This window comes from Acidobacteriota bacterium, from assembly GCA_016715115.1.
In the GTDB taxonomy this organism is placed as follows: Bacteria; Acidobacteriota; Blastocatellia; order Pyrinomonadales; family Pyrinomonadaceae; genus JAFDVJ01.
The window spans coordinates 1,118,789-1,140,782 of the sequence record JADKBM010000011.1 but is presented as its reverse complement, the minus strand read 5'-3'; the positions used below and the strand labels follow the sequence as shown (position 1 = coordinate 1,140,782).

Sequence of the window (21,994 nt, the reverse complement as noted above, 5' to 3'; positions counted from 1 at the left end):
CACGCTCTCAGCCATCGGCCCGCGCGCCGTTGAAGACAGTTTCAGAGAAAGCGGCTCGACCGGACGCCACCCTCGCTAATCCACCGCTGATTCGATCTACGGCCCCGATGAGCGTCCGGCAGGAATCGGTTCGGAAATCCGCCACGGCAACCGATTCCTTTTGACAGATAAAACGGGCTTGTCAATACATTATGAGAAAGTAGCTGACTTTGTTCGGGGGAGGGTACACAGTGGCTTTAGTTCCGACAAAATCCGGAGACGCCGAATGGCTATCCGATGAGCCTTGGGATGACCAAGACGATACAAATTGACGCAGGGCGCGGATTGCGGATGACCGCGCAGGATTTGTCTTGACGGCTCGCGAGGGTTGTCGATGAAACGTTTGCTCGGAATTGAAATGCCTGACTCCCAATAGTTCACGAATCCCGCAGGACGGGAACGAAAATGAGACGATCCGGACGGCCTTAAGAAAACGTGGGTACTTTCGACCGATCCGGCCGGAAAACAGCGCCGGATGCTGTACGACGCACTCGGCCGCGCGGTCCGCGTCGACGAACCGAATGCGTCGGGCGCGCTCGGTTCGGTCGCATCACCCAACCTACCGACCCATTATGAATATGATGCGAACGATAATCTTTCGAAGGTCACCCAGTCGGACGGAACCGTCACGCAGGAACGCCTGTTCAAATACGATTCGCTCTCGCGCCTGACGCACGAGCGGCAGGTCGAGGCGAATGCGACGCTCAACGACGCCGGGACGAAGGTCACCACGGGCGGTCTGTGGACGAAAGTCCTCACTTACAACGAAGACGGTCTTCTGACCGACGCGTACGACGCCAACGGAGTCCATACCGCGATGCAGTACGACGGTCTGAACAGGCTGAAGAAAGTGACTTACGAGGGAGAATCGGGCTACGAAACGCCCGACGTCGATTACTACTACGATCAGGCGCGTTCCGGATTCCACAATATCGGCGCGCTGACGAAGGTTACCACCGCCGCCGGAACCGGCACGCAGGCGACGCCCGCGACCGAGACGCTCTATGATTTCGATCTGATGGGACGGCTCGTGAAACACGTCCAGACGATCGGCGACCAGAGTTATCAGCTCGAATACGGTTACAATCTGGCGGGACAGCTCACCTCCCAGAAATATCCGTCGGGCCGCGTCGTCACGACCGGTTACGATTCAAAAGGACGGTTTTCGACCGTGGCGGACGCGCAGAGGACCTTCCTCGCTTCGGTCGGGTTCGGATCGGACACGCTTCCGTCGCTACTGACATACGGAAATTCGACGGTTCCTTCGATTTCAACGAACGGCTTCAGATGAAGTCGCAGGAACTGAAACGCGGCTCCGAGGTGCTTCAGAAATACGCATACACCTTCGGAGAGGTCACTTCGCAGGGCTTGGAGAACAACGGCAAGCTTGAAAGCGTTTCAAGCTGGATCGGAACCGCCCAGCAATGGACGCAGAAGTTCCAGTATGATTCTGTCGGGCGTTTGACGGAAGCCAAGGAACTGAAGGGCGATCCGACGACGAGCACGGTCAGTTACAAGCAGATTTTCGAGTACGATCGGTTCGGAAATCTTTTCCGGAAGGCGACGTCGAACCCGACGTCCGGACAGGACACGCCGATCGTCTTCACGCCGATCGAACCCGGCGACATCGACCCGGCGAAAAACCGCTTCACAACCGCCTCGGGAACGGCGTACAATGACAACGGACAGGTCGTCGCGGACGGCAAGTTCCGCAATCTCGGTTACGGGTACGACGCGAACGGACGAATGGTCCGGGCATCGCAGACGAACCAGCCCGATGCGGTTTCGGTTTACGACGCGATCGGGAACCGGGTTGCCGAGAAGGTGAATGATGTTTGGCAATTCGTGATCTATGACGCTTTCGGGAAGCTCGTCGCCGAGTACGGCGGGACCGTCCCGCAAGACGAGGGCGGGGTCAAGTATTACTTGCAGGACTGGCAGGGCTCGGTCCGCGCGGGTGTGAATGCCGCGGGATATGTTAAGTCGAGAACCGATCATCAGGCGTTCGGCGAGGACATCGGATCCGGCATCGGACTGAGAACGACGGCCCAGGGCTTCGGCGCACCGCAAGCGAACCGGCAAGGTTACGGCCTGACCGAAAAGGACTCGACGGGGCTCAACCACACGTGGTTCCGCAAAAACGAAAACCGTGCCGGACGCTGGACATCGCCCGACCCCTACAACGGCTCGGCCTCGGTCGGCAATCCGCAAAGCTGGAATCGGTATTCGTATGTCGAAAGCCAGCCGACGAATTTCGTCGATCCGAGTGGTCTGCGGATGGCGATTCCAATGTACAGTTGCGAACGAGTCCTATATATCGATTGGTTTGTTACCGTCTGCACACTGACCGGCTGGTGGATAGTCAACGATGATCCGGGCATCGGCACTCCAACTGGCGAACCGGGCGGCGGAGTAGGCGGCAGCGGCAGCGCATCCGCGGGCAATCCGGATTATGACGATTGTGTTGCTAAGGTCGAAAAGGACTTTTCTAAGCCTCCTGCCGCATCGGAAGCCGAAATCAGAGACTATAACCTTCAGACGAAGTTGGCTCGGGATCTCCGCGAAATTGCGATTGATGGAGGGGCAATTACGACAAAAGAAGCGATATTCTGGGGAGTATTGGCGGTTGCGGCCGGTGCTGCCATTGGTGCGTATTTCGGAGCCGGTATCCCTGGTGCAATTGTCGGCGCCGTCGTTGGGGCTGGTTTCGTAATAGTTGGGGCCACGCGATCTTACATCATTAACGAAACCCAAGCATGGAAGGCATATAACCTAACAATGGATGTTATTCGAAAGTCCTATCCGAATGCTGTTAAACGGGACGAGTTTTTCGCTGACAAACGGCGAGCATTGCAAAGATGCGATCGAAAATACAAACCGAAGCGCTTTTGGGATCGGCGACCGATTCTTCTTGGATAATGGCATGAAATCGGACTGCCACACATTCGTTTTGATGCCGATCAATGGAGCTTATATGAATTTTGCAAAAGAGACTATCGTGGAAGGGCTTACGATGACCCTGATAATGTTCTGCGCGATGTTATTTTGGCTAATAGTTGTGGATCTCGTTCGATGCCTGTTCGGGGAAGGTGCGTCGCCCTGTCGTTTCGTAATGCTCAACATTTTTGCTGATGATTTCGCTCGAATTATTCCACTTCTTCTCATACTGGGCTATTGCGTGGGCCTCGTTGCCCGATATAAGCGAGCGAAGCCGTAAATCTGGAAATAACAGGTCGAAGCGAATGCGACGCTGAACGAAAACGACACGAATGGGCCGGATGTCATCGGTCGCCGACGCCGATCGGACGTATTTGAGCGGCGTCACGTTCGGCGCCGCCACGCTGCCGACCCAGATCGCGCTCGGCAACGGGACGGTTCAGAACTTCGATTTCAACGAACGGCTTCAGATGAAGTCGCAGGATCTGAAACGCGGGACCGAGGTCCTGCAGAAATACGAATACGGATTCGGCGAACTCAATGCGCAGAGCCAGTTGAAAAACAACGGCAAACTCGAGAGCGTAGTCAGTTACATCGGCAGCCAAAAACAGTGGACGCAGAAGTTCAGTTACGATTCGGTCGGGCGTTTGAAGGAAGCGAGGGAAACGCGCGGCGACAACGAAGCGTTGTCCTACAAACAGGTCTTCGAATTCGACCGTTTCGGCAACCTTTTCAGAAAGGCGACGTCGAACCCGACGACCGGACAGGACACGCCGATCGTCTTCACGCCGATCGAACCCGGCGACATCGACCCGGCGAAAAACCGCTTCACAAGCGCGTCGGGGACGGCGTACAATGACAATGGACAGGTCGTTACCGACGGCAAGTTCCGCAATCTCGGCTACGGGTACGATGCCAACGGACGCACTGTCCGGGCGTCGGAAGCAAACAGGCCCGACGCGGTTTCGGTTTACGACGCGCTCGGGAACCGCGTGGCCGAGAAGGTCAATGATGTTTGGCAATTCGTGATCTATGACGCGTTCGGGAAGCTCGTCGCCGAATACGGCGGGACGGTTCCGCAAGACGAGGGCGGCGTCAAGTTCCATCTGCAGGACTGGCAAGGATCGGTCCGCGCGGGTGTGAACTCCGCGGGATATGTTAAGTCGAGAACCGATCATCAGGCGTTCGGCGAGGACATCGCATCCGGCATCGGCCTGCGAACGACGGCCCAGGGCTTCGGCGCCCCGACCTCGAACCGGCAAGGCTACGGCCTGACCGAAAAGGATTCGGCGACCGGCCTCAACCACACGTGGTTCCGCAAAAACGAAAACCGCGCCGGAAGATGGACATCGCCCGACCCGTACAACGGCTCGGCCTCGGTCGGCAATCCCCAGAGCTGGAACCGGTATTCGTATGTTGTAAGCCAGCCGACGAACTACGTCGATCCGAGCGGTTTGCAGTTGAGATATATCGATGTAAGGCAGGGGCTGGGTTGCGTGTTTAATCCGAACGACGGACGGTTTCATTGCACCGAATACATTAATAGATATTGGTATGACGACGGAACTGGCGGCGCGGATCCTGGGACACCCGGTGGCGATCCGGGCCTGCCGGGCGGAAGCGGTGGAGGAGGCGGTGGCGGGGCCGCCAGTTCGACGGCGGGTCTCACGCCATGTGTGAAGAATCTGTTGAAAAAGTTCTTTCCGAACCTTGATCTAAACGCTATTCGTGTTGAACTCGGGCTACCTGAGTGGGCTCCCACGAAGACGACGGCTGGGGGGACAATCGGAGGAATAACTGTTGGAAACACTATCCACACGTCCAGCTCAGCGGACTTTTTGAGCTTTCTCGGAGCGACTTGGGAGGCGCTGGAGTTTCTAGCCCATGAAATTACGCATTCTGACCAGTACCGACGGCTTGGAACAGTCGGATTTGTTATAGGTTACACGGTTGAAGGGCGGTTTCAAGCCCTGATTGCGCCCGGATCGAACGCGGCAGGCGCAACGTATGACGCTAACGCTTTCGAAACAAGAGCCCGGAACAATGCCTCGAGAATTATTCGACAGTTGAAACGAGAAGGCGCGACGCCGTGCCCTGTTGAGTTGGATACAATCGCAACGGTCACGGTGAAGGGTTGAGGATCCAGAATGTCGAGTTTTATTTATTTTTTTCAACGAACAGGCGCATTGACATGCTTGGGACATTTGGGGATCGGTGTGCTTGCGACGTGCATTGTGACCATTGTCGGCATCGCCGCAGACAAGCTTCAAATCCTTAGCGGGTATCCTGCGCGGATTTGTTTTTGGCAATCCTATTTACTATTGTCGCTGGTGGGTTCTGGGTTTGTTGATCGATACGAAAACGGGTCGCCCGTCTACGCGGGCTTACCGTTTATGATCGTGTGGCTGATTGGTGTTCTTAGCGGAATCCCGATCTACACGTTCGTAAGTATGTTGATTCATTATAGAAGGTCCACAAATGCGGATCGGAGATCAAGTCCCTAGGCGTCAGACAAGTTCAACATGTACGTGGATGATTCGGCGAAGTTGCCGTAGTCAGTAATTGGGTAGCGAGACAGGCTGCAAAGGAAAATCTGAATGCGATTCGTGTGAATGACTTGCCGTTTCCCTGATGTTTGTTGATAGATTGGGCGGTACAAGCCTGCAAGACGAACGCGGCGTCAAGTTCTATCTGCAGGACTGGCAAGGATCGGTCCGCGCGGGTGTGAACGCGGGCGGGTACGTCAAATCGAGAACCGATCATCAGGCGTTCGGCGAACCGATCGAATCCGGCATCGGCCTGAGAACCGGAACCCAAGGCTTCGGCGCCCCGCAAGCGAACCGGCAAGGCTACGGCCTGACCGAAAAGGACTCGACGGGGCTCAACCACACCTGGTTCCGCAAAAACGAAAACCGCGCCGGCCGCTGGACATCGCCCGACCCCTACAACGGCTCGGCCTCGGTCGGCAACCCGCAAAGCTGGAACCGTTATTCGTACGTTGAGAATCAGCCGACGAATTTCGTTGATCCGAGCGGGTTGTTGAGAATTTGGAGTTGCACCAGACCGTTTTTCGAATTGGGCGAAGGTAATCGGATCTATGGTGATTGGTCGTGCCAATTGGTTTACGATGATGGTGCGGGCTGGGACACTGGCAGACGCGGACCTTGGGACGGAGGCGCGGGCGCGGGCGGGGACGGTGCTGAAAGTCAAAATAAGCCGAAACAGTGCGCCGTCGCACCTCTAAGCCCGATAACCAATCCGGACGCACAGAAATACGAGAGTGGCGACAGAGTGAACCTGGGAGGATTGACTTCGGGCACACGCGACGCGCTACGCTGTCTGCAGAATCAGATTGTACCTGAATTGGCCTCGGTGGCACCGGGTCAGCCTCTCGAAACCGGTTCCACCGACGCGCGCGGGTTTACAGTGAATTCCGGCTATCGTCCTCAGGCATATCAGGATCATTTACTAGAGGTTTGGGACAAATGGCAGCTGCTAAAAAACAATAAGCAGCCAGAATGTCAAAATCTCAAGACCCAACTCCGAAAGGAGATAGGCAAAAGTGGCCATGACCTTGCTGAGCGTCCGTCTGCCAAGATAAGCAATCACACAAGGGGAACCGCCTTTGACATTTCAATTGCAGGCGTTACCGCTAGTCAAATCAAGGTTTTTGCAAAGAGGTGCAGCCTCGAGCAAGGAAAAGGACACGGTGGAGGGCATCATTTCAACTACCTCGGGGTTAATTGAGGTGCAGATTTCTTTTATTCGGAGTGATTTATGAAACGGATGATAATAGGATTCATCGTCGCGTTCGCGACGAGCTTAAGTTGTATGCAGACGAGCAAAACCGCTGATATCCGGTCACTCGATCCTGATCCGACTCCGACTCCAACTCAAACTAACGAGGTTTTCAGAAGTCCGGCACGGAAGTCGCCGATCGTCTTCAAAGGAACCTATACAAGCGTCCGCACCGATGGTGAACATCAGTGGGGGTATTCCATCTCGCTTTGGGAGCAGGCAGAAAATTACCGGGGGATCGCTTCCGGGTCCGACGATCTTCTGCCAATCGGAGATCCGCCGCTCGGCATTCTTGAGGATGTGAAGTATGACGGCAGCAGTGGCAATATTTCTTTTCGGACATCGTTGAAGATCAAGGGCGCACGGTCTAAGATCCGGTCGCACACCGTTGAAACCATTGTGTTTCGCGGAAAAATTAGAGGACTCACTCTAACTGGCAAGCTTCTGATTGTCAACGAGCAGTGTGGTTCTCCGTGCAATCGAACGATCGACGTTGTTTTACGATTCTCGAAGGAATTGAGTTCGATCGAACGAGATTTTGCCGACTCCGCGGAATGGAACAACTATGTGAATGAGATCATGGGATCTGGATGAACTTCGGAGAACGAATTCGAGTGTCGCAAACCGCTGGTTTGGAACGGCGTACAATGACAATGGACAGGTCGTCACGGACGGCAAGTTCCGCAATCTCGGCTACGGCTACGACGCGAACGGACGCACTGTCCGGGCGTCTGAGGCAAACAAGCCCGACGCGGTGTCGGTCTACGACGCGCTCGGGAACCGGGTTGCCGAGAAGGTGAATGATGTTTGGCAATTCGTGATCTATGACGCGTTCGGGAAACTCGTCGCCGAATACGGCGGGACGGTTCCCGGGGACGAGGGCGGCGTCAAGTTCTATCTGCAGGACTGGCAGGGCTCGGTCCGCGCCGGGTTGAATGCCGCGGGATATGTTAAGTCGAGGACCGATCATCAGGCGTTCGGCGAGGATATCGCATCCGGCATCGGCCTGCGAACGACGGCCCAGGGCTTCGGTGCCCCGGCAATACGGCACGGCTACGGCCTGACCGAGAACGACCCGGCGACCGATCTCAACCACACCTGGTTCCGCAAAAACGAAAACCGCGCCGGACGCTGGACATCGCCCGATCCATTAAGTGAATCCGCTAACGTGGATGACCCCCAATCTTGGAATCGATTCACTTACGTGCGAAATGATCCGACAAACTGGGTTGATCCGAGTGGTCTTTTTTATCAGGCCTCGGGTTGTCGAACTCTCTTTTACATAACGATTGACTTCGATACGCCGAGGCAACGGACATTTGAGGTGCAGTGGTGTCCGACGGAACAGGATACTGGTCGAACGGGTGATCGGGGTATCGTCGACGGCGGTGCAATAGGTAGTTCGGCAATAGGGCCCGTAGATATCATCGCGTGCGCTGCTGCGGCTGCCTTTACTCTTTTGGCGTTGAGATGCATCGGCGGCACAAACCCGTCAATTGCATGCCGGGCGCTAGTTGAAATGGCGCTGTTCTGGTGGTCAATATGTAGACCAGGAAGTTCTCCGCCAGAGTTGCCCCCGGGCGACCCGGACCGACCGCCAGATAAACCAAAGCCGCCGTCAAAGCCAAAGCCGAAACCGAAACCGAAACCGAAACCGAAACCGAAAACAGTTGGATTCAAGAGTCAAAAATCTCCGCGTGTTCTCCTAGGGTCGAGTCCCGGAGTTGCTCGTCCTAGTTCCCGTACTCGTGTCGCGTCGGCGGGGTTACGCGGAAGTGTGGTGTGGGACGGTTTTGGAGGAGGAGATTTGGGTGGCGGTGGAGCAGGTGGAAGTTGGGATTAACATCGATTTCATTGCTTCGAGAATTGGAAATACACTTGACGACTATGGCGAATCGTGCGGATGACGAATACAATGAGTTTGAACAAAACGCAATTCAGGCGTTCTTGTCTTGGGAGCGGATAATCAAATTTAAGTTCAATGACAATGAACCTCAACGCGATTCGTTCGTTTCAAAGCTAATGGTTTGCCTTTTTGAGACGGTGCTTGAAACTGCAACCGGACGCCTTTTGGACAAGCCTGACATCGTTGAGTTCCGGTCAAAAGCATCGACCGCCTTGGCGAATCGACAGATTCGCGATGCTTTGTGCCGCGAATTCGAAAAACTTGACTTCTCTGTCGCCGAAACGCGATATCAACGGATTCGGATCGTGAAGATTGTATCAAAACAGTGTTACTTAAACCCGCTGTTTGAGGATTGTACCGCACCCAATGGGGATCCGAGTCTGCCTCACATCATCGCGTTCATGACAATTCAAATTCTTGTCGATGGAATGGATGAGTTTTGTCGCGATTTGGATTTATCCGGTCGCCTGTAAATGGAGATATCGGCGTGATTTTCTCTCAACGAATTTTGCTTTCGCGAAGCTCGCCGCCGAATACGGCGGGATTCACCGCAGGACGAGGGCGGCGTCAAATACCATTTGCAGGACTGGCAGGGATCGGTCCGTGCGGGAGTCAATGCCGGCGGTTTCGTCAAATCGAGAACCGACCATCAGGCGTTCGGCGAACCGATCGCCTCGGGAATTGGCCTGAGAACGACGGCTCAGGGCTTCGGCGCCCCGACCTCGAACCGGCAAGGCTACGGCCTGACCGAAAAGGACTCGACAGAGCTCAACCACACGTGGTTCCGCAAAAACGAAAACCGCGCCGGGCGCTGGACATCGCCCGACCCGTACAACGGCTCGGCCTCGGTCGGCAATCCGCAAAGCTGGAACCGTTATTCGTACGTCGAAAGCCAGCCGACGAACTTTGTTGATCCGAGTGGGCTTGACGACGAAGTTCCGATTTTCAGGATGGAAGTCCACACTTGGGCTTCTACTTTCGCAAGTTGGTGGTGGATATTCTTTGGAGTTTCTCCAGTTCGCAATGGCGGCTACATTGGGGAAGGGGGCGGCGGGTCTTTCGGCGACAAATGTGATCCTGATTTCTTTGCCGATGATTTCATTTGGAAAGTGAGAAATCTTGAGATCACGGGCGAAGATCTGAACTATGCGGCCAGAGTGGTTTTTGCTGAGGCATCGTCAATTTGGATTCCCACGAACGGCCCTGCGGGAGCGGCGATGACAATTCGACCCCAATCAACCGATGAATACGATGCGATGGCGAGCGTTTTGTATTTGAGATTGGGGGAGGCAGGTTATCCATCGGCTCCAAACAATACGTTCTTTGCCGTTGCAAATGCGCCAAATCAGTTCGAATCGGTCACCACTCCAGGGAAGACCGCCAAGTTCGCGAGTTCTGCACCGGGAAATTATCAGAACCTCTCTGTCGGTGGCCTGCAGGAAGTCTTGACCAAGGACAAACGGAAATTGTTCAACTTCGTTCCCGGTGAGTGCGACAACCTGATTGCGGCGGTTCAAGCGATCCGGCGGTTGGTGAATAGTGGCCCTCAGTTTGGGTTTCGGTTCAATCGTGGGGGCACGAGCGGGCGAGGCACGGTGATTGGCGGCAGCAGATTCTGGTAAGGAGGTGTCGAAATGATTTTTCCATCGATGAAGTTCACGCACCTGACTTTTTTGCTTCTGTTCGCGCTTCTGTCAGGGGCATTAGTCTTCGGGATTAGAAAACAGCTCGGGCCGCATCAGAACCTGGCGGATAATGGCCGCCTCCTCTTGGAGACAAACCGGGCCGGGAACGAAGTGAAGGGTGCTCGCAGACTAATTCGCCCGTTCGCCGTAGATGCTGACTTCTTTGTTGCTTTCGATTCGGAAGGCAAATCGTTGGTACGAACCTCGGATTCGGGGAAGCACTGGGAGCAGATATCGTTTCTTGGTTCGGATGACGAACTATCGAGGCACGGCAGAGACTACGCTGCCCGATTGTTTTTTGTTGACCGCATCCATGGTTGGCTCTCGGGACTATATACTTGGGAGACGTTCGACGGTGGTTCTACTTGGCGCAAAACAGATCTTGGGGCCATCAATTCGATAGTTTTTCCGAGTCCAGAAATCGGATGGTTGAATCGCGGACCGGAATTGGAGAATCTTGTATCCCGTGACGGCGGGATAACTTGGAGATCTTGCGGCACGAAAATTCCCGATATGTACCTGATTTCGGCAGCGTTCGTTACCGCGGACGAAGGATGGGTGATGACCGAATCCCAGACTGAGGATCGAAGCCGGCGTTACTCGTTGTTTAGGACGAACGATGGCGGTTGCAGTTGGAATTCAATCTGGGCCAGCAGACGGTCGTCAGACTTGGCTCAAGTTACACAACTTAAGTTCATCGATGATCGGCACGGCTGGTTCTCAACACGCCTCGAAAACCGAATCTTCCGAACGGACGACGGCGGACGAAAATGGCACCCGATTCAAATCCCCAGCGCAGCGCGAGAAATCGCGGCGTTCGATTTCGTCAGTCCCGATAACGGTTGGATATTCTTCTTTTCCGATGAGAATGATCCGCTTTATTTCGAAACGCGAAATGGTGGCCGTTCGTGGAAGAAGTTCGGCGCGGAGATATTGCAGCAATCACTCTTGAATGCAATCTCCAAACCGGTGCCAAGCGATGATGTACGGCTTTCGGTTGTTGAGTACGCCGTCAGGATTCGTTCGGTTCTAGAACGGAATCAGTAGTTTGACGATCGTTGCCTCTTGGAGCGGGCGATCAGAACGATTGTATTTCTACTGAGAAACGCTTTTCCATTTCCCTAGTTGAGGTTCGTTATGGAGATTTCACTTGCCTCACGAACAGAGACCACTTCCTGGATCCGGTATTTTTGGATTTTCGCGTACGATGAGTTCGTTCCGATTTGGAGCATTTTTGAATTGCCTTCTTGTTTGTCGGAGGATCCAGCGCGAATCCATCAGATTTGCAGGAGCTTTATTAACGGGCCCGGTGGAATGCTTCCCGTTGATGGAATTCTCAAATCCCAAAGCGCCGTTGACTCATATCTCGAAGCAAGACGCATGATTGATGTTGGCAGGCTATATGTAAGTTTTGGTGAGATTCAGGTTGCTTACGGTGATTCGGCTGCTCGTTGCCTCCTTGACCTTGGAGAACTCCATTTCACCAAAAAGATCGCAAGAACCTGGAATTCTTGGCAAACGCTGTTCGAACGTGTCGCTGATTTGCGAATTACACCTTGCAATGCCATTGGGTCTGAGGTTACTGATGTGTTGCTCGGATCAATTGCTCGAAGAAACCAAGAGAAGGAATCGAAGTTGGAAGAACTTCAACGAGTACTTAAACCCATACATACAAGGCTAGTGGCGCAAAATGAAAGCGGGAATAATAGGCTGGTCGATCTCCTGCGTTTTATTGGAGACGAAAATCAATTTGATTTGCGCACCGGTTTTGATAATTATTTCGCGTTTGATTCGTTGTTGGACCAAATATGTGCCAGTAACATCTGGTTGGACTTAAATAGGTCCAGCGATTTGGAGACCCGTTCACTCTTTTTCGACTGGTCTATTCAAGAACTAACGAAAATTGACAACTACTATTCGGGTTACGTGGGTTTTAAGAGCGAATTTTTGAAAATCGGACGTTCTTGCTGACGAAATGAACCCTCGTCATTGAGCTTTGCCCCGCGGGAAACTCAAGGAACCAGAAGGCGTATCGGGAAAAGGTCGAGAAAGCAGTCAACAAGGCGTTTAAAGATAGTGGGGCTGGCTCGAAGTACGATTATGCCCTCGCAACCGTCATCCACGAGTTTCTTCACGCGATAGGAACGTTCAAGCCGGACGTTTCCGAGGACATATTTGGCAATGTTGATGGGTCCGATAGCCTGGAGAACCAAAAGGAGGTAATCAAGAAATGCTTTACCGAGAAAAAGTGAAACTGGCTGACCCAAATCCTTCCCTTTGCAATCGGACTGTTTTGCGCTGCGTCAAGATTGATTTTCGACGGATCTTGCTACTAACCAGCTTGATATTTTCAGCCTGGAACGCAGCTGCTTCCCAGACAATCCCAAAAGAACTGTGCGAGGCGATCGAAAGTTCGGTAAAGCAACAATTCGGCAAAATCAAAGTGAACCGGAGCGATAAGTACTCAAGCGATTGTCGGTTTCATTTTGATCTGACAGTCAACGACCGCCTTTTGGTTTCGATCGAGCGATACTCCAGCACCAAAATTAGTCGACGCGAATTCAAGAGCGACTCGAATTACTTTCTCGCCTTCAACAACTTGGGCGACACGCCGAAATTCACGCGGGTGCGGTTGAAATCAGGTCGAGCTTGGGACAAAGTTCTGGCATATCGTTCGAATGTAAGGGACAATTTTGTTTTGATACGAAAGGGCGAGTATGTGATTACGCTCATTTCCACGCGCTTCGATGTCTTGGTTAATCTCGAGAAGGAACTCAGAGGCATCGATTTTGGGGAGGAAGTCAAATAACCGAACGTAATGGCGTGAAGGAAGCTCGATTCGGCCAACCTCTCTGCCGCGATTCGCTTTGGACAGCGTGCCACGAAATGGTGTGAGGGTCCCGCTTACGGACGATGGAGAGAGAGAAACGGAAACCGGTGACAGGTGAAATCAAACCGCAATCAACAACGAGCGGAGCTAGTTTTGGAAAGAAATTGCTTCGGATGTGCTCAGTTGGGGCACTTGTTGGCTCAATAGTGCAGTTCGCTGCGCTGATTTTGATGCAAACGACAGATCCTTGGTCGTATTTTGGACGAGGCTCAGTCCTTTTGTTTTTATCCCTGCTTTTTTGGGGCGCGTCGAAAGCGAGGTGACATCAGATCAAAAGCAAGAGACTCGTTCGACAAGATCGCGTTGCGAATACGGGTCGCGAAAATGTTGGGATGTTGATCGACGTGGCCTTCTGAGCACCTGCCTCGCCTTGGCGAGTTTCTTGAGCAGGATCGGCGTTCGCCGTAACCAAAACAATTAGTGCGTAAGCAATTCTAGAATGCTCATCGGAGTCGAAATCCGATGAGCATTTTGCATAAAGATCACAAAACCGACGAATCCGAGATCAAATTCAAGTTTCTTTCGGACTCTGTATTGAAGGCCTTCGAAAGGGATGGTCGGAAGTATTGCCGGCTGACGGCGTCTTCGAATGCCGAGGATCTTGTCGGCGACGTCATGTCGCAGAAGGCTCTTGAGCAGATGAAATCATCGGCGGTCGGGACGGTGATGTTCATGAACCACTCGACCAACGTGCCGGAGGATGTCTTCGGAACCGTGGCCGAAGCGACGGTAGAGAAGAAGACCGCCGATCTCGTCGGCGGAGGTTCGGGCGACGTCTATTGTCTTGAATACCTCGTCGAGGTTCAGACCGACAACGAGCGGGCGGTCAAGACCTGGCAGATGATCGGGTCGGGCACGAAGCTCGGGGCGTCGGTCACCGTCCTTGTCCGCGACAAGTCGCCGAATCCCAAACGCAACAAGGGCATCATCATCGAAGAGGTCGAGTACATCGAGACTTCGATCGTCGGCGTTCCGTGCAACCGCCAGTCCTGGGTAACCGCCGCGCAGAAAGCGCTGCGGCTTGCCGAAAAACGCGCATCCCGCGCGGTCCCTGAATCCAACACAGAAGAGGAAGAAGTTATGTCGAAAGAAAACGCCGGCGCCGCGCCGCGTCAGTTGTCGGTCGCGTTCCCGCTGACCGTCGCCGCAATGGAAAAGGGTCGTGCGATCCGCGACGCGATCGCGAATGGCGAAGCGGTGACGCTCGAACCGGTCGTCGTCAAGGGAATGTTCAACGACATCCTTGCCCAGGAACCGACGCTCTGGGAATTGTACGACATTCTGTGGGAAGTCCGGTGGCAGCTCAGCTATCAGGTCTGGAACCTTCAGGCGCTCGGGCAGACCGATTTCACGGAAATCCTCGCCCTCTGGGCCGAGGCGCTCGACGAGTTCAAGTCGGCCGCGATCACCTCGTTCATGTTCTGGAACGATATCGCAAACGCGGAACTGGAAATCGAAACCGACGACGAAGCGATGAGCTACGCCCTCGAACTCGAAAAGTCTCTAAAAGCCGTCGCAGGCGCGATCGAAAGCGCGCCCGACGGCGACGCGCGGAAACATCTCCGCGCGGCCGGCGAGCGGATCATCGAACTCGCCAAATCGATCGATATTCTGCCGGAGGATTCCGCGGCCGGTGCGCCGCAGATACCCGAGGCCGATCAAACGGCGAACCGCTGGCTGCCGAAGAATATCCGTCGGGCCGCGTCGTCACGACCGGTTATGATTCGAAGGGACGGCTTTCGACCGTGGCGGACGCGCAGCGGACTTTCGTCGCTTCGGTCGGGTTCGGCTCAAACACGCTTCCGGCGCAACTGACATACGGAAACACGACGGTTCAGAACTTCGTCTACAACGGCCGTCTGCAGATGGGGTCGGCCCGCGCCCGGAAAGGTGCCCACGGCGACAAGAAACGAAGTCGGCAGTTATGGTCCGAACCGATCATCAGGCGTTCGGCGAAACGATCGGGATCTTCGCATTCGTCGCGTTGCTCGCGAGAGGTCTTCGAATCTTGAGTCCTATGTCGCGGGAGCGACGGCAGATGTTAGCCGTGGGCGTGAGCCCACGGTGAGCCGGCAACATATCCCTGAGCCGCAGAGCGGCGACAGAACTTTCCAACGGTAGAGCGATGTTCAGATTCGTTAACGCGGCAGCCAATCGCAGACAATTGGCTTCGGGGAATCATTCAAACACTTCGCGATCGATTCTGGCGCCGCTGCCGCGGCTCGGCAATCCATTGCGATCATCACCGTGGGCTTACGCCGCACGGCTAACATCTGCCGTCGCTGCCGCGACTCGTTCCTGGTCGGAATGACGGAGAATCGGAGTCCAAGCATGGCGATGATCCACGTCACATCCCTGAACGAACAATCGCTTCACAACCGCCTCCGGAACGACTTATAATGATGCCGGGCAAGTCGTCGCGGACGGCAAGTTCCGCAATCTCGGCTACGGGTACGATGCCAACGGACGCTCTGTCCGGGCGTCGGAGGTTGCTTCCTAAGTTTGACGTGGTAATCAAGAGAGTGAAGGATTTCGGTTCCAAACTGAAAAGATAGAAGCGTCGTGGGATTCAACGAAGGAGGTACTGCAAAAATGATAACGATCGGTATTGGTGGAGTTCTCCTGTTGCTCTTTCCAATCGGTCCCTTTGTGGCCGCGATTCTGATGAGATCAGTTGAAAAGGAGCGGCTCCAAATCTGGATATTCGTAATCAGTGCTGTCTTGGCAGTCGCTTTTTCGGTTGCCTACAGCAAATTGCTAGGTTTTGCAGACGAACGATCGACCGGAATTCTCGATGACCTTTTCGTAAAGTTTTACGGCAACCTAACCTATCCATTGTTGTACTACGGGATGATTGCCGGTTTATTGGTTCTTGGTCTCAAAATGAAACGAGATCGGACGGAGCCATCGATCAATGAATAATCGGCGAAATGAGGTCCCGGTTAATCGGCATCACGCCGATGCGATCCGCGGATTACGCATTTGGGACCACGGTCCAGGCGGAATTGTTGTTCAATCGAAATAGCCAATACAACAAAACAGTTGTTGCTGGCATGGCCGTCGCAGTTTTTGGCGCCCTCGGTGGCAATCCATTTACCGCTTTCAGTGGTGCCATTGGAACGGTCACCGGAATTAACCCAACAAAGCATCCCCGAGGCGGTTGCCCGGTTCTTTCGAAGTGGACACAGAGCAATTTCAGATTACGCTAAGGCGACGGGAAATTGCGATAAGAAACATCTGTAACTTTGAAAGCAGTCCAACGCGAGTCTCTGGACAGCATTGGGCGTTCATATGGAGGTAGCTTGAATGATGTCGGTTATTACGAGATTCTTAGGATTCGTGTTCATTCGTCCGGATCGTGTCATCCCGATCGCGAGACGCAATCCTGCGATCTTTCTGCTTCTTGGGATCGTCTTGCTTCTGACGGCGGGTTCAGCACTAATGGACTGGAGAACTGGTGAAACGAGCGGATGGTATCTGTTTTTTGCTGCCGGCTCATTGTTTTTTGCATTTTCGTGTTTCGTGACCTGGATTCAATTGCGCAAGGATGTCCGTTGATCGGAAAAGAAGACCCGAATTGCACGGTGCCGGATCTGGGCGCTGGCATCGGCTGCAAGCGTGGCCCAAGGTCAATCTCAGACTCGGAAGCGCCACCATCTCAAGCGAGAAGACTTGAGATGTTGACGCGCGCGCCAATTCTGAATTCTAGAGTATCCAACGGGAGATCCGGTGGATACTTTGACCGTTTTTATTCTACCCGTTGCTCGAGGGAATCTGTTCAATTCGTACTCTAAAAGGTGTTCTGCCAATGCTTTTTGTTTTTTATGAGACACTCTAAGTATAAGTATTGGCATTTAGGTCTTGTTCTGGGAATCGTGATACCTATTTACGATTTTGCAACCAAGGGCGAGTTCGACCTCGGTAGAATCGTTGCGATGTTGCTCCTCTTGATCTTCTTTTCATCGATTTTAGATAGGCTTGAACATGAATCAGGCAAACGTGCTAATTCAAAACCTCCAGATCGATGACCAACAATGGGTGTAGCCCAGATAAGAATAGACTGACAGACGGCTCCGTGATAATTCTAATGCCAAGTTGTGATCAGCCCCAATGAAGTTTAACTTCGGACGACTACGGCTACCTCGAAAACGGCGAGGAATACGAACCGGCGAATTGTCCGTGCGTCTGTGGCCTAGAAGGTACGCCGATGCGATCCGCGGATTAGAGATTTGGTGGGACGACGTCGGCCATCAGAGACCGAAAAGATTGGGTCTGGGGTCGATGTTCCGTTCCGTGGTCGTAGCCTCACGCGACGCGACTAACAATAATAGAAGTGCATCAAGTAACCTGCTCATCGGAGTCGAAATCCGATGAGCATTTTGCATAAAGACCACAAAACCGACGAAGCCGAGATCAGATTCAAGTTTCTTTCGGACGCGGTACTGAAGGCCTTCGAGAAGGACTGGGCGATTTTGGATTTTGGATTCGCGGATTCTCGATTTGCAATTTGAGAGCTTTGATAAACCCACGGGTTCTTTGTATGCGGGGTCGGGACGAGTCGGTACCATCTGCGGTAGCGGATGGTTGAAGATAGGTTGGTATCAATACTGCGGTCCGCGAGTGCCGCAACCAACCATCCGCTACCGCAGATGGTACCGACTCGACGCGATTCGGGATTTCCAGTCTGGAACCATTGAAATTCCAGAATCCGGAATCCCAGATTCGGGAGCTTTGAAAAACCTGCCGGACCGCGCTTCCCGAGCTGTTTCCTGCACGGTTATCAATCTCATCGATTCGGAAGACAGTGATTTCGGAGTAGTTGATGGCGGATATCTGATAGTTGTTAGTATGCGAATGAACACGACTTTCGAATCCGCTGTATCCCGTCTATCTGTGTTTATCCGGGAGAGAACGACGATAGTTTTCCTTGAACCCGGTTTTTCAAAGCTCCCGATTTGCGATTGGTCGAAACTGCGAGTTTCGATCGGGACCATCGGTGATCTCCGAAAATCCAAAATCCAAAATTCGCAATCCCAGATGTGTGGGCTCCGCGCGTCAGCGACGCTTGACTCAGCCGTCGCTGACGCGACGAGATACGAATCAACGAGATCGCGTGGGTTGAAACCCACGTCTAATTTCAGCGCAACGCTACGCGATTCGGATCTTGTCGGCGACGTCAGGTCTCGGAAGGCGCTGAAGCAAGATGAAGTCGGCGACGGTCGGCACGTTGATGCTCTGAACCATTCGACGAACGTTCCGGAAGATGTTCAACGTCGATTTTGGATTTTTTCCGCGCCGCTTGCTCAAGAAGTTGCAACGATGGTTGGGGACGTCGAATGAGGCAGCCGCAACCATCGTGCGCGGAAACTTTGACGTTTGTCGCTCTGCCAATTAGACTTGCTGGTATCGTGAAAGTTCCGCAGACGTTGATTTCGGCGATCGAAAATGCGCGGTCGGTCGTGGTTTTGACCGGCGCCGGGATCTCGGCCGAGTCCGGCGTTCCGACATTTCGCGGCGGCGGGAACTCCGCGGTTTGGAAGGGAATGCCGTTCGATCAGATTTCCTCGGCGCGAATGGTCCGCGAGAATCTTTCAGAGGTCTGGGAATGGTTTGACTATAGGCGCGGCGTTTTGCGGGATTGCAAACCGAATCCGGCGCATTTCGCGCTTGCCGGCTGGGACGAGAGATTTGTCGATTTTACGCTTGTGACGCAGAATATCGACGGCCTCCACGCCGCGGCCGGATCGCGAAAGGTGATCGAACTTCACGGCAATATACACCGTGCGGTCTGCACACGTTGCGGCAAGAAATTCGACATCACGGGGGTCGTGCCGCATTCGCCCGACGATTGCGACGGTTGCGGATCGAAAGTTCGTCCCGACGTCGTGCTGTTCGGCGAGATGCTCCCGATGGAAGCGTTCGCGACGGCGGAACGGAAAGCACGCGAGTGCGATCTGTTCTTGATCGTCGGCACGTCGGCGCTCGTTTATCCCGCGGCCGGGCTCGCCGAGATCGCGAAGCGGCACGGCGCCTTTCTGGTCGAGGTCAACCCCGAAGAGACGCCGATGTCGGACGTCTGCAACATCACGGTCCGCGCGCGGGCCGGAGAGTTTCTGCCGTTGCTCTAGAATTATGAAGACACTCTATTTCGATTGCTTTGCCGGCGCGAGCGGGAATATGATCCTGGGCGCGCTTGTCGCGCTCGGCGTGCGGGCGGACGCACTCCGCGCCGAGTTGGCGAAGCTCGATTTGCCGGAATTCACGATCGAGTTTGAAACGCGGGACAAATCCGGGATTTCGGCGATCCACGCGAGCGTCCGGATTCCGGATGAAAAAACGCACCGGCATTTGCACCAGATCGAAAAGATAATTTCCGAATCGGACCTTTCGGAAGCGGTCAGGTCGCGCGCCGTCGCGATCTTTCGAAAATTGGCCGAAGCGGAAGCGGCGGTCCATGGCATTGATGTCGAAAAGGTCCATTTCCACGAGGTCGGCGCGCTTGACGCGATCGTCGACATCGTCGGCGCGTGCATCGGATTCGAGATGCTCGGCGTCGAACGCTTCGTCTGTTCGAAGATCCACGTCGGCAGCGGCTTCGTGACGATGGCGCACGGGAAATTCCCGGTTCCGCCGCCGGCGGTCGCGGAACTCCTCCGAAACGCTCCCGTCTATTCGACTGAAATTGCCGGCGAACTGATGACGCCGACCGGCGCCGCCATCATCGCGACGGTTTGCGACGAGTTCGGGGCAATTCCGGAGATGACGATCGAAAAAACGGCGTACGGTGCCGGAACCCGTGAATATGATCGTTTTCCGAATGCCTTGCGGCTGATTCTGGGACGGTCGGAAGCAGTTTCGCGAAGCCCCAAACTGCTCGTGATCGAGACAAATCTTGACGACATCACGGCGCAGACTCTCGGCTACGTGATGGAGAAAGCGTTCGCCGCCGGCGCGCTCGACTGCTGGTTTACTCCGATCCAGATGAAGAAAAATCGGCCGGCGACCCAGATCACGATCCTCAGCGATTCCGGCAGGAAAGACGAAATGCTTGAGCTGCTGTACACCGAGACAACGACGCTCGGCGTCCGTATCAACGAGGTCGAGCGCGATTGCCTCGCGCGAACCCTCCATCGGATCGGAACGCGGTTTGGAGAAATCGATGTCAAGGTCGCAAAATACAAAGAGCAAGTGGTAAGTGCGAAGCCTGAATATGATCAGCTCAGAGAATTTGCGGCGTCTGCCTGTCAACCGCTGTTGGTGATCGAGGCCGAAGTCGCCGAAGACATTCGAAGATTCCTAGCCGAAAATGAATTTTAGTGTCCCGAAGACTATTCTCGGCCTTTCAAGGAAAGCGCGAATGCGGCGTGCGCGATGGTTTCGCGAGACCTTTCGGATCGGACCGGATACGAAGATACTCGACCTAGGGTCGGAATCCGGCGATAATATAAGTTCCGTTCTTGACGGATTGAGTTACGAACCGTCGAATATCTATATCGCCGATATCGACAATGAGGCGGTCTTGAGGGGAGCGGATCGCTATGGTTTCGTCCCGGTGATCCTCGGTGAGCAGTCGTTGATACCGTTTGACGACGGATTCTTTGACATCGTGTTTTGCTCATCCGTGATCGAGCACGTGACCGTGGAAAAGACGGAAGTTTGGGAGGTCCGGGACGCGCGCCGCTTTGACGAAATTGCGGTTGGCGCTCAGAAGCGTTTCGCCGACGAGATCAGACGGGTCGGCAAAGGCTACTTCGTTCAGACACCGGCGCGGAGTTTTCCGATCGAGAGTCATTCGTGGCTTCCGTTTGCCGGTCAACTGCCCCGACGATTGCTTTTGCCCGTTTTGAAGCTGACGAACAGGTTTTGGATCAAACGCACGATCCCGGATTTCGCGTTGCTCAGCCCGCGTGAGTTGGCGGCGTACTTTCCGGATGCGGAACTGAGGTCCGAGCGTTTTTGGGGACTCGTAAAGTCCGTTACGGCGATCAAAACGAATTAGATTATTCTGTGGCTAAAGAGGGAAAATTGGCTGAAAACGTTAGAAAGATAGACCTCGAAAAGATCGCGCGCGGCGTACGGCTGATGCTCGAAGGAATGGGCGAGGACGCGGATCGCGACGGATTGCAAAAAACCCCCGAACGCGTCGCGCAGTTCTATGCCGAACTGACCGAAGGAATGTGGGAAGACGCAAGGGACCATATCGTCGCGCTGCCGGGCGATTCGCACGATGAGATGGTGATCGTCAAGGATATCTCGATCGCCTCGGTTTGCGAGCACCATTTGGCGCCGTTCGTCGGCAAATGCCATATCGCTTACATTCCGAAGGGCGGACGGATCGTCGGGCTTTCAAAACTCGCGCGGCTCGCCGAGATCTTCGCGCGACGGCTCCAGGTTCAGGAACGTCTGACCCAGCAGATCGCGAAAACGCTTTTCGAGGCGCTGGATCCGCTCGGCGTGATGGTCGTGATCGAGGCGGAGCATACGTGTATGACGCTCCGCGGCGTAAAGAAACCGGGAGCAAAGACGATCACGTCGGCGGTTCTCGGCGGTTTCCGGCGCGACCCGCGGACGCGCGCGGAGGCGATGGCACTCATTAAAGGGTGACAGGATTTGCGATTTGCGATTTGTGATTTGCGATTGCGCAAGCGGCGGCCGACGAGTCAGCGCTGCCGGCGGGCTCTTCGAAAAGGTTTTCTGCACGAGGCGCCTCGCGCAGGCCAAAGTCCGGGACTTCGGGCA

General features: G+C 54.3%; 17 protein-coding genes. All 17 read left to right on the top strand.

Annotation, left to right across the window (positions count from 1 at the left end):
- Positions 1 to 514 precede the first annotated feature (514 nt).
- The 17 genes from IPN69_13620 (at position 515) to folE (ending at position 21,859) form a co-directional block, all read left to right on the top strand.
- On the top strand, positions 515 to 1,330 hold the full coding sequence (locus IPN69_13620; GenBank protein ID MBK8811755.1) for an RHS repeat protein: 816 nt from the start codon (positions 515 to 517) through the stop codon (positions 1,328 to 1,330).
- Entirely contained in the window at positions 1,327 to 2,958 is a 1,632-nt protein-coding gene (locus IPN69_13615; GenBank protein ID MBK8811754.1) for a hypothetical protein, read from the top strand. The genes IPN69_13620 and IPN69_13615 overlap by 4 nt, the downstream gene beginning before the upstream one ends.
- 350 nt (positions 2,959 to 3,308) lie before the next feature.
- Positions 3,309 to 5,114 (top strand): hypothetical protein, encoded by a 1,806-nt coding sequence (locus IPN69_13610; GenBank protein MBK8811753.1) that lies wholly within the window; start codon positions 3,309 to 3,311, stop codon positions 5,112 to 5,114.
- 586 nt (positions 5,115 to 5,700) lie between these two features.
- Complete coding sequence (locus tag IPN69_13605; protein ID MBK8811752.1) at positions 5,701 to 6,723, top strand: hypothetical protein; 1,023 nt, start codon at positions 5,701 to 5,703, stop codon at positions 6,721 to 6,723.
- A gap of 30 nt (positions 6,724 to 6,753) precedes the next feature.
- Positions 6,754 to 7,368, top strand: a complete 615-nt coding sequence (locus IPN69_13600) for a hypothetical protein (GenBank protein ID MBK8811751.1) — start codon at positions 6,754 to 6,756, stop codon at positions 7,366 to 7,368.
- On the top strand, positions 7,346 to 8,617 hold the full coding sequence (locus IPN69_13595) for a hypothetical protein (protein MBK8811750.1): 1,272 nt from the start codon (positions 7,346 to 7,348) through the stop codon (positions 8,615 to 8,617). The genes IPN69_13600 and IPN69_13595 overlap by 23 nt, the downstream gene beginning before the upstream one ends.
- Positions 8,608 to 9,153 (top strand): hypothetical protein, encoded by a 546-nt coding sequence (locus IPN69_13590; protein MBK8811749.1) that lies wholly within the window; start codon positions 8,608 to 8,610, stop codon positions 9,151 to 9,153. The genes IPN69_13595 and IPN69_13590 overlap by 10 nt, the downstream gene beginning before the upstream one ends.
- A 105-nt stretch (positions 9,154 to 9,258) precedes the next feature.
- The gene (locus IPN69_13585; protein MBK8811748.1) at positions 9,259 to 10,302 is read left to right on the top strand and encodes a hypothetical protein; all 1,044 of its coding nucleotides are present in this window, start codon (positions 9,259 to 9,261) and stop codon (positions 10,300 to 10,302) included.
- 576 nt (positions 10,303 to 10,878) lie between these two features.
- Complete coding sequence (locus IPN69_13580) at positions 10,879 to 11,412, top strand: hypothetical protein (protein ID MBK8811747.1); 534 nt, start codon at positions 10,879 to 10,881, stop codon at positions 11,410 to 11,412.
- A 90-nt stretch (positions 11,413 to 11,502) separates the two neighbouring features.
- Positions 11,503 to 12,336: a hypothetical protein gene (locus IPN69_13575; GenBank protein ID MBK8811746.1), complete on the top strand. Its 834-nt coding sequence runs from the start codon at positions 11,503 to 11,505 to the stop codon at positions 12,334 to 12,336.
- 1,381 nt (positions 12,337 to 13,717) lie between these two features.
- A complete protein-coding gene (locus tag IPN69_13570; GenBank protein ID MBK8811745.1) occupies positions 13,718 to 15,070 on the top strand; it encodes an HK97 family phage prohead protease in 1,353 nt (450 codons plus the stop codon).
- Between the two features lie 747 nt (positions 15,071 to 15,817).
- A complete protein-coding gene (locus tag IPN69_13565) occupies positions 15,818 to 16,177 on the top strand; it encodes a hypothetical protein (protein ID MBK8811744.1) in 360 nt (119 codons plus the stop codon).
- Positions 16,178 to 17,625: 1,448 nt separating this feature from the next.
- Positions 17,626 to 17,766 carry a hypothetical protein gene (locus IPN69_13560; protein MBK8811743.1) on the top strand — a complete coding sequence of 47 codons (141 nt, stop codon included), beginning with the start codon at positions 17,626 to 17,628 and terminating at the stop codon, positions 17,764 to 17,766.
- 825 nt (positions 17,767 to 18,591) lie between these two features.
- Entirely contained in the window at positions 18,592 to 19,383 is a 792-nt protein-coding gene (locus tag IPN69_13555; protein ID MBK8811742.1) for an NAD-dependent deacylase, read from the top strand.
- 4 nt (positions 19,384 to 19,387) lie between these two features.
- A complete protein-coding gene (gene larC, locus IPN69_13550) occupies positions 19,388 to 20,572 on the top strand; it encodes a nickel pincer cofactor biosynthesis protein LarC (protein ID MBK8811741.1) in 1,185 nt (394 codons plus the stop codon).
- Positions 20,573 to 20,612: 40 nt separating this feature from the next.
- Positions 20,613 to 21,254: a methyltransferase domain-containing protein gene (locus tag IPN69_13545; GenBank protein ID MBK8811740.1), complete on the top strand. Its 642-nt coding sequence runs from the start codon at positions 20,613 to 20,615 to the stop codon at positions 21,252 to 21,254.
- Positions 21,255 to 21,280: 26 nt separating this feature from the next.
- Complete coding sequence (folE, locus tag IPN69_13540) at positions 21,281 to 21,859, top strand: GTP cyclohydrolase I FolE (protein ID MBK8811739.1); 579 nt, start codon at positions 21,281 to 21,283, stop codon at positions 21,857 to 21,859.
- Positions 21,860 to 21,994: the final 135 nt, after the last annotated feature.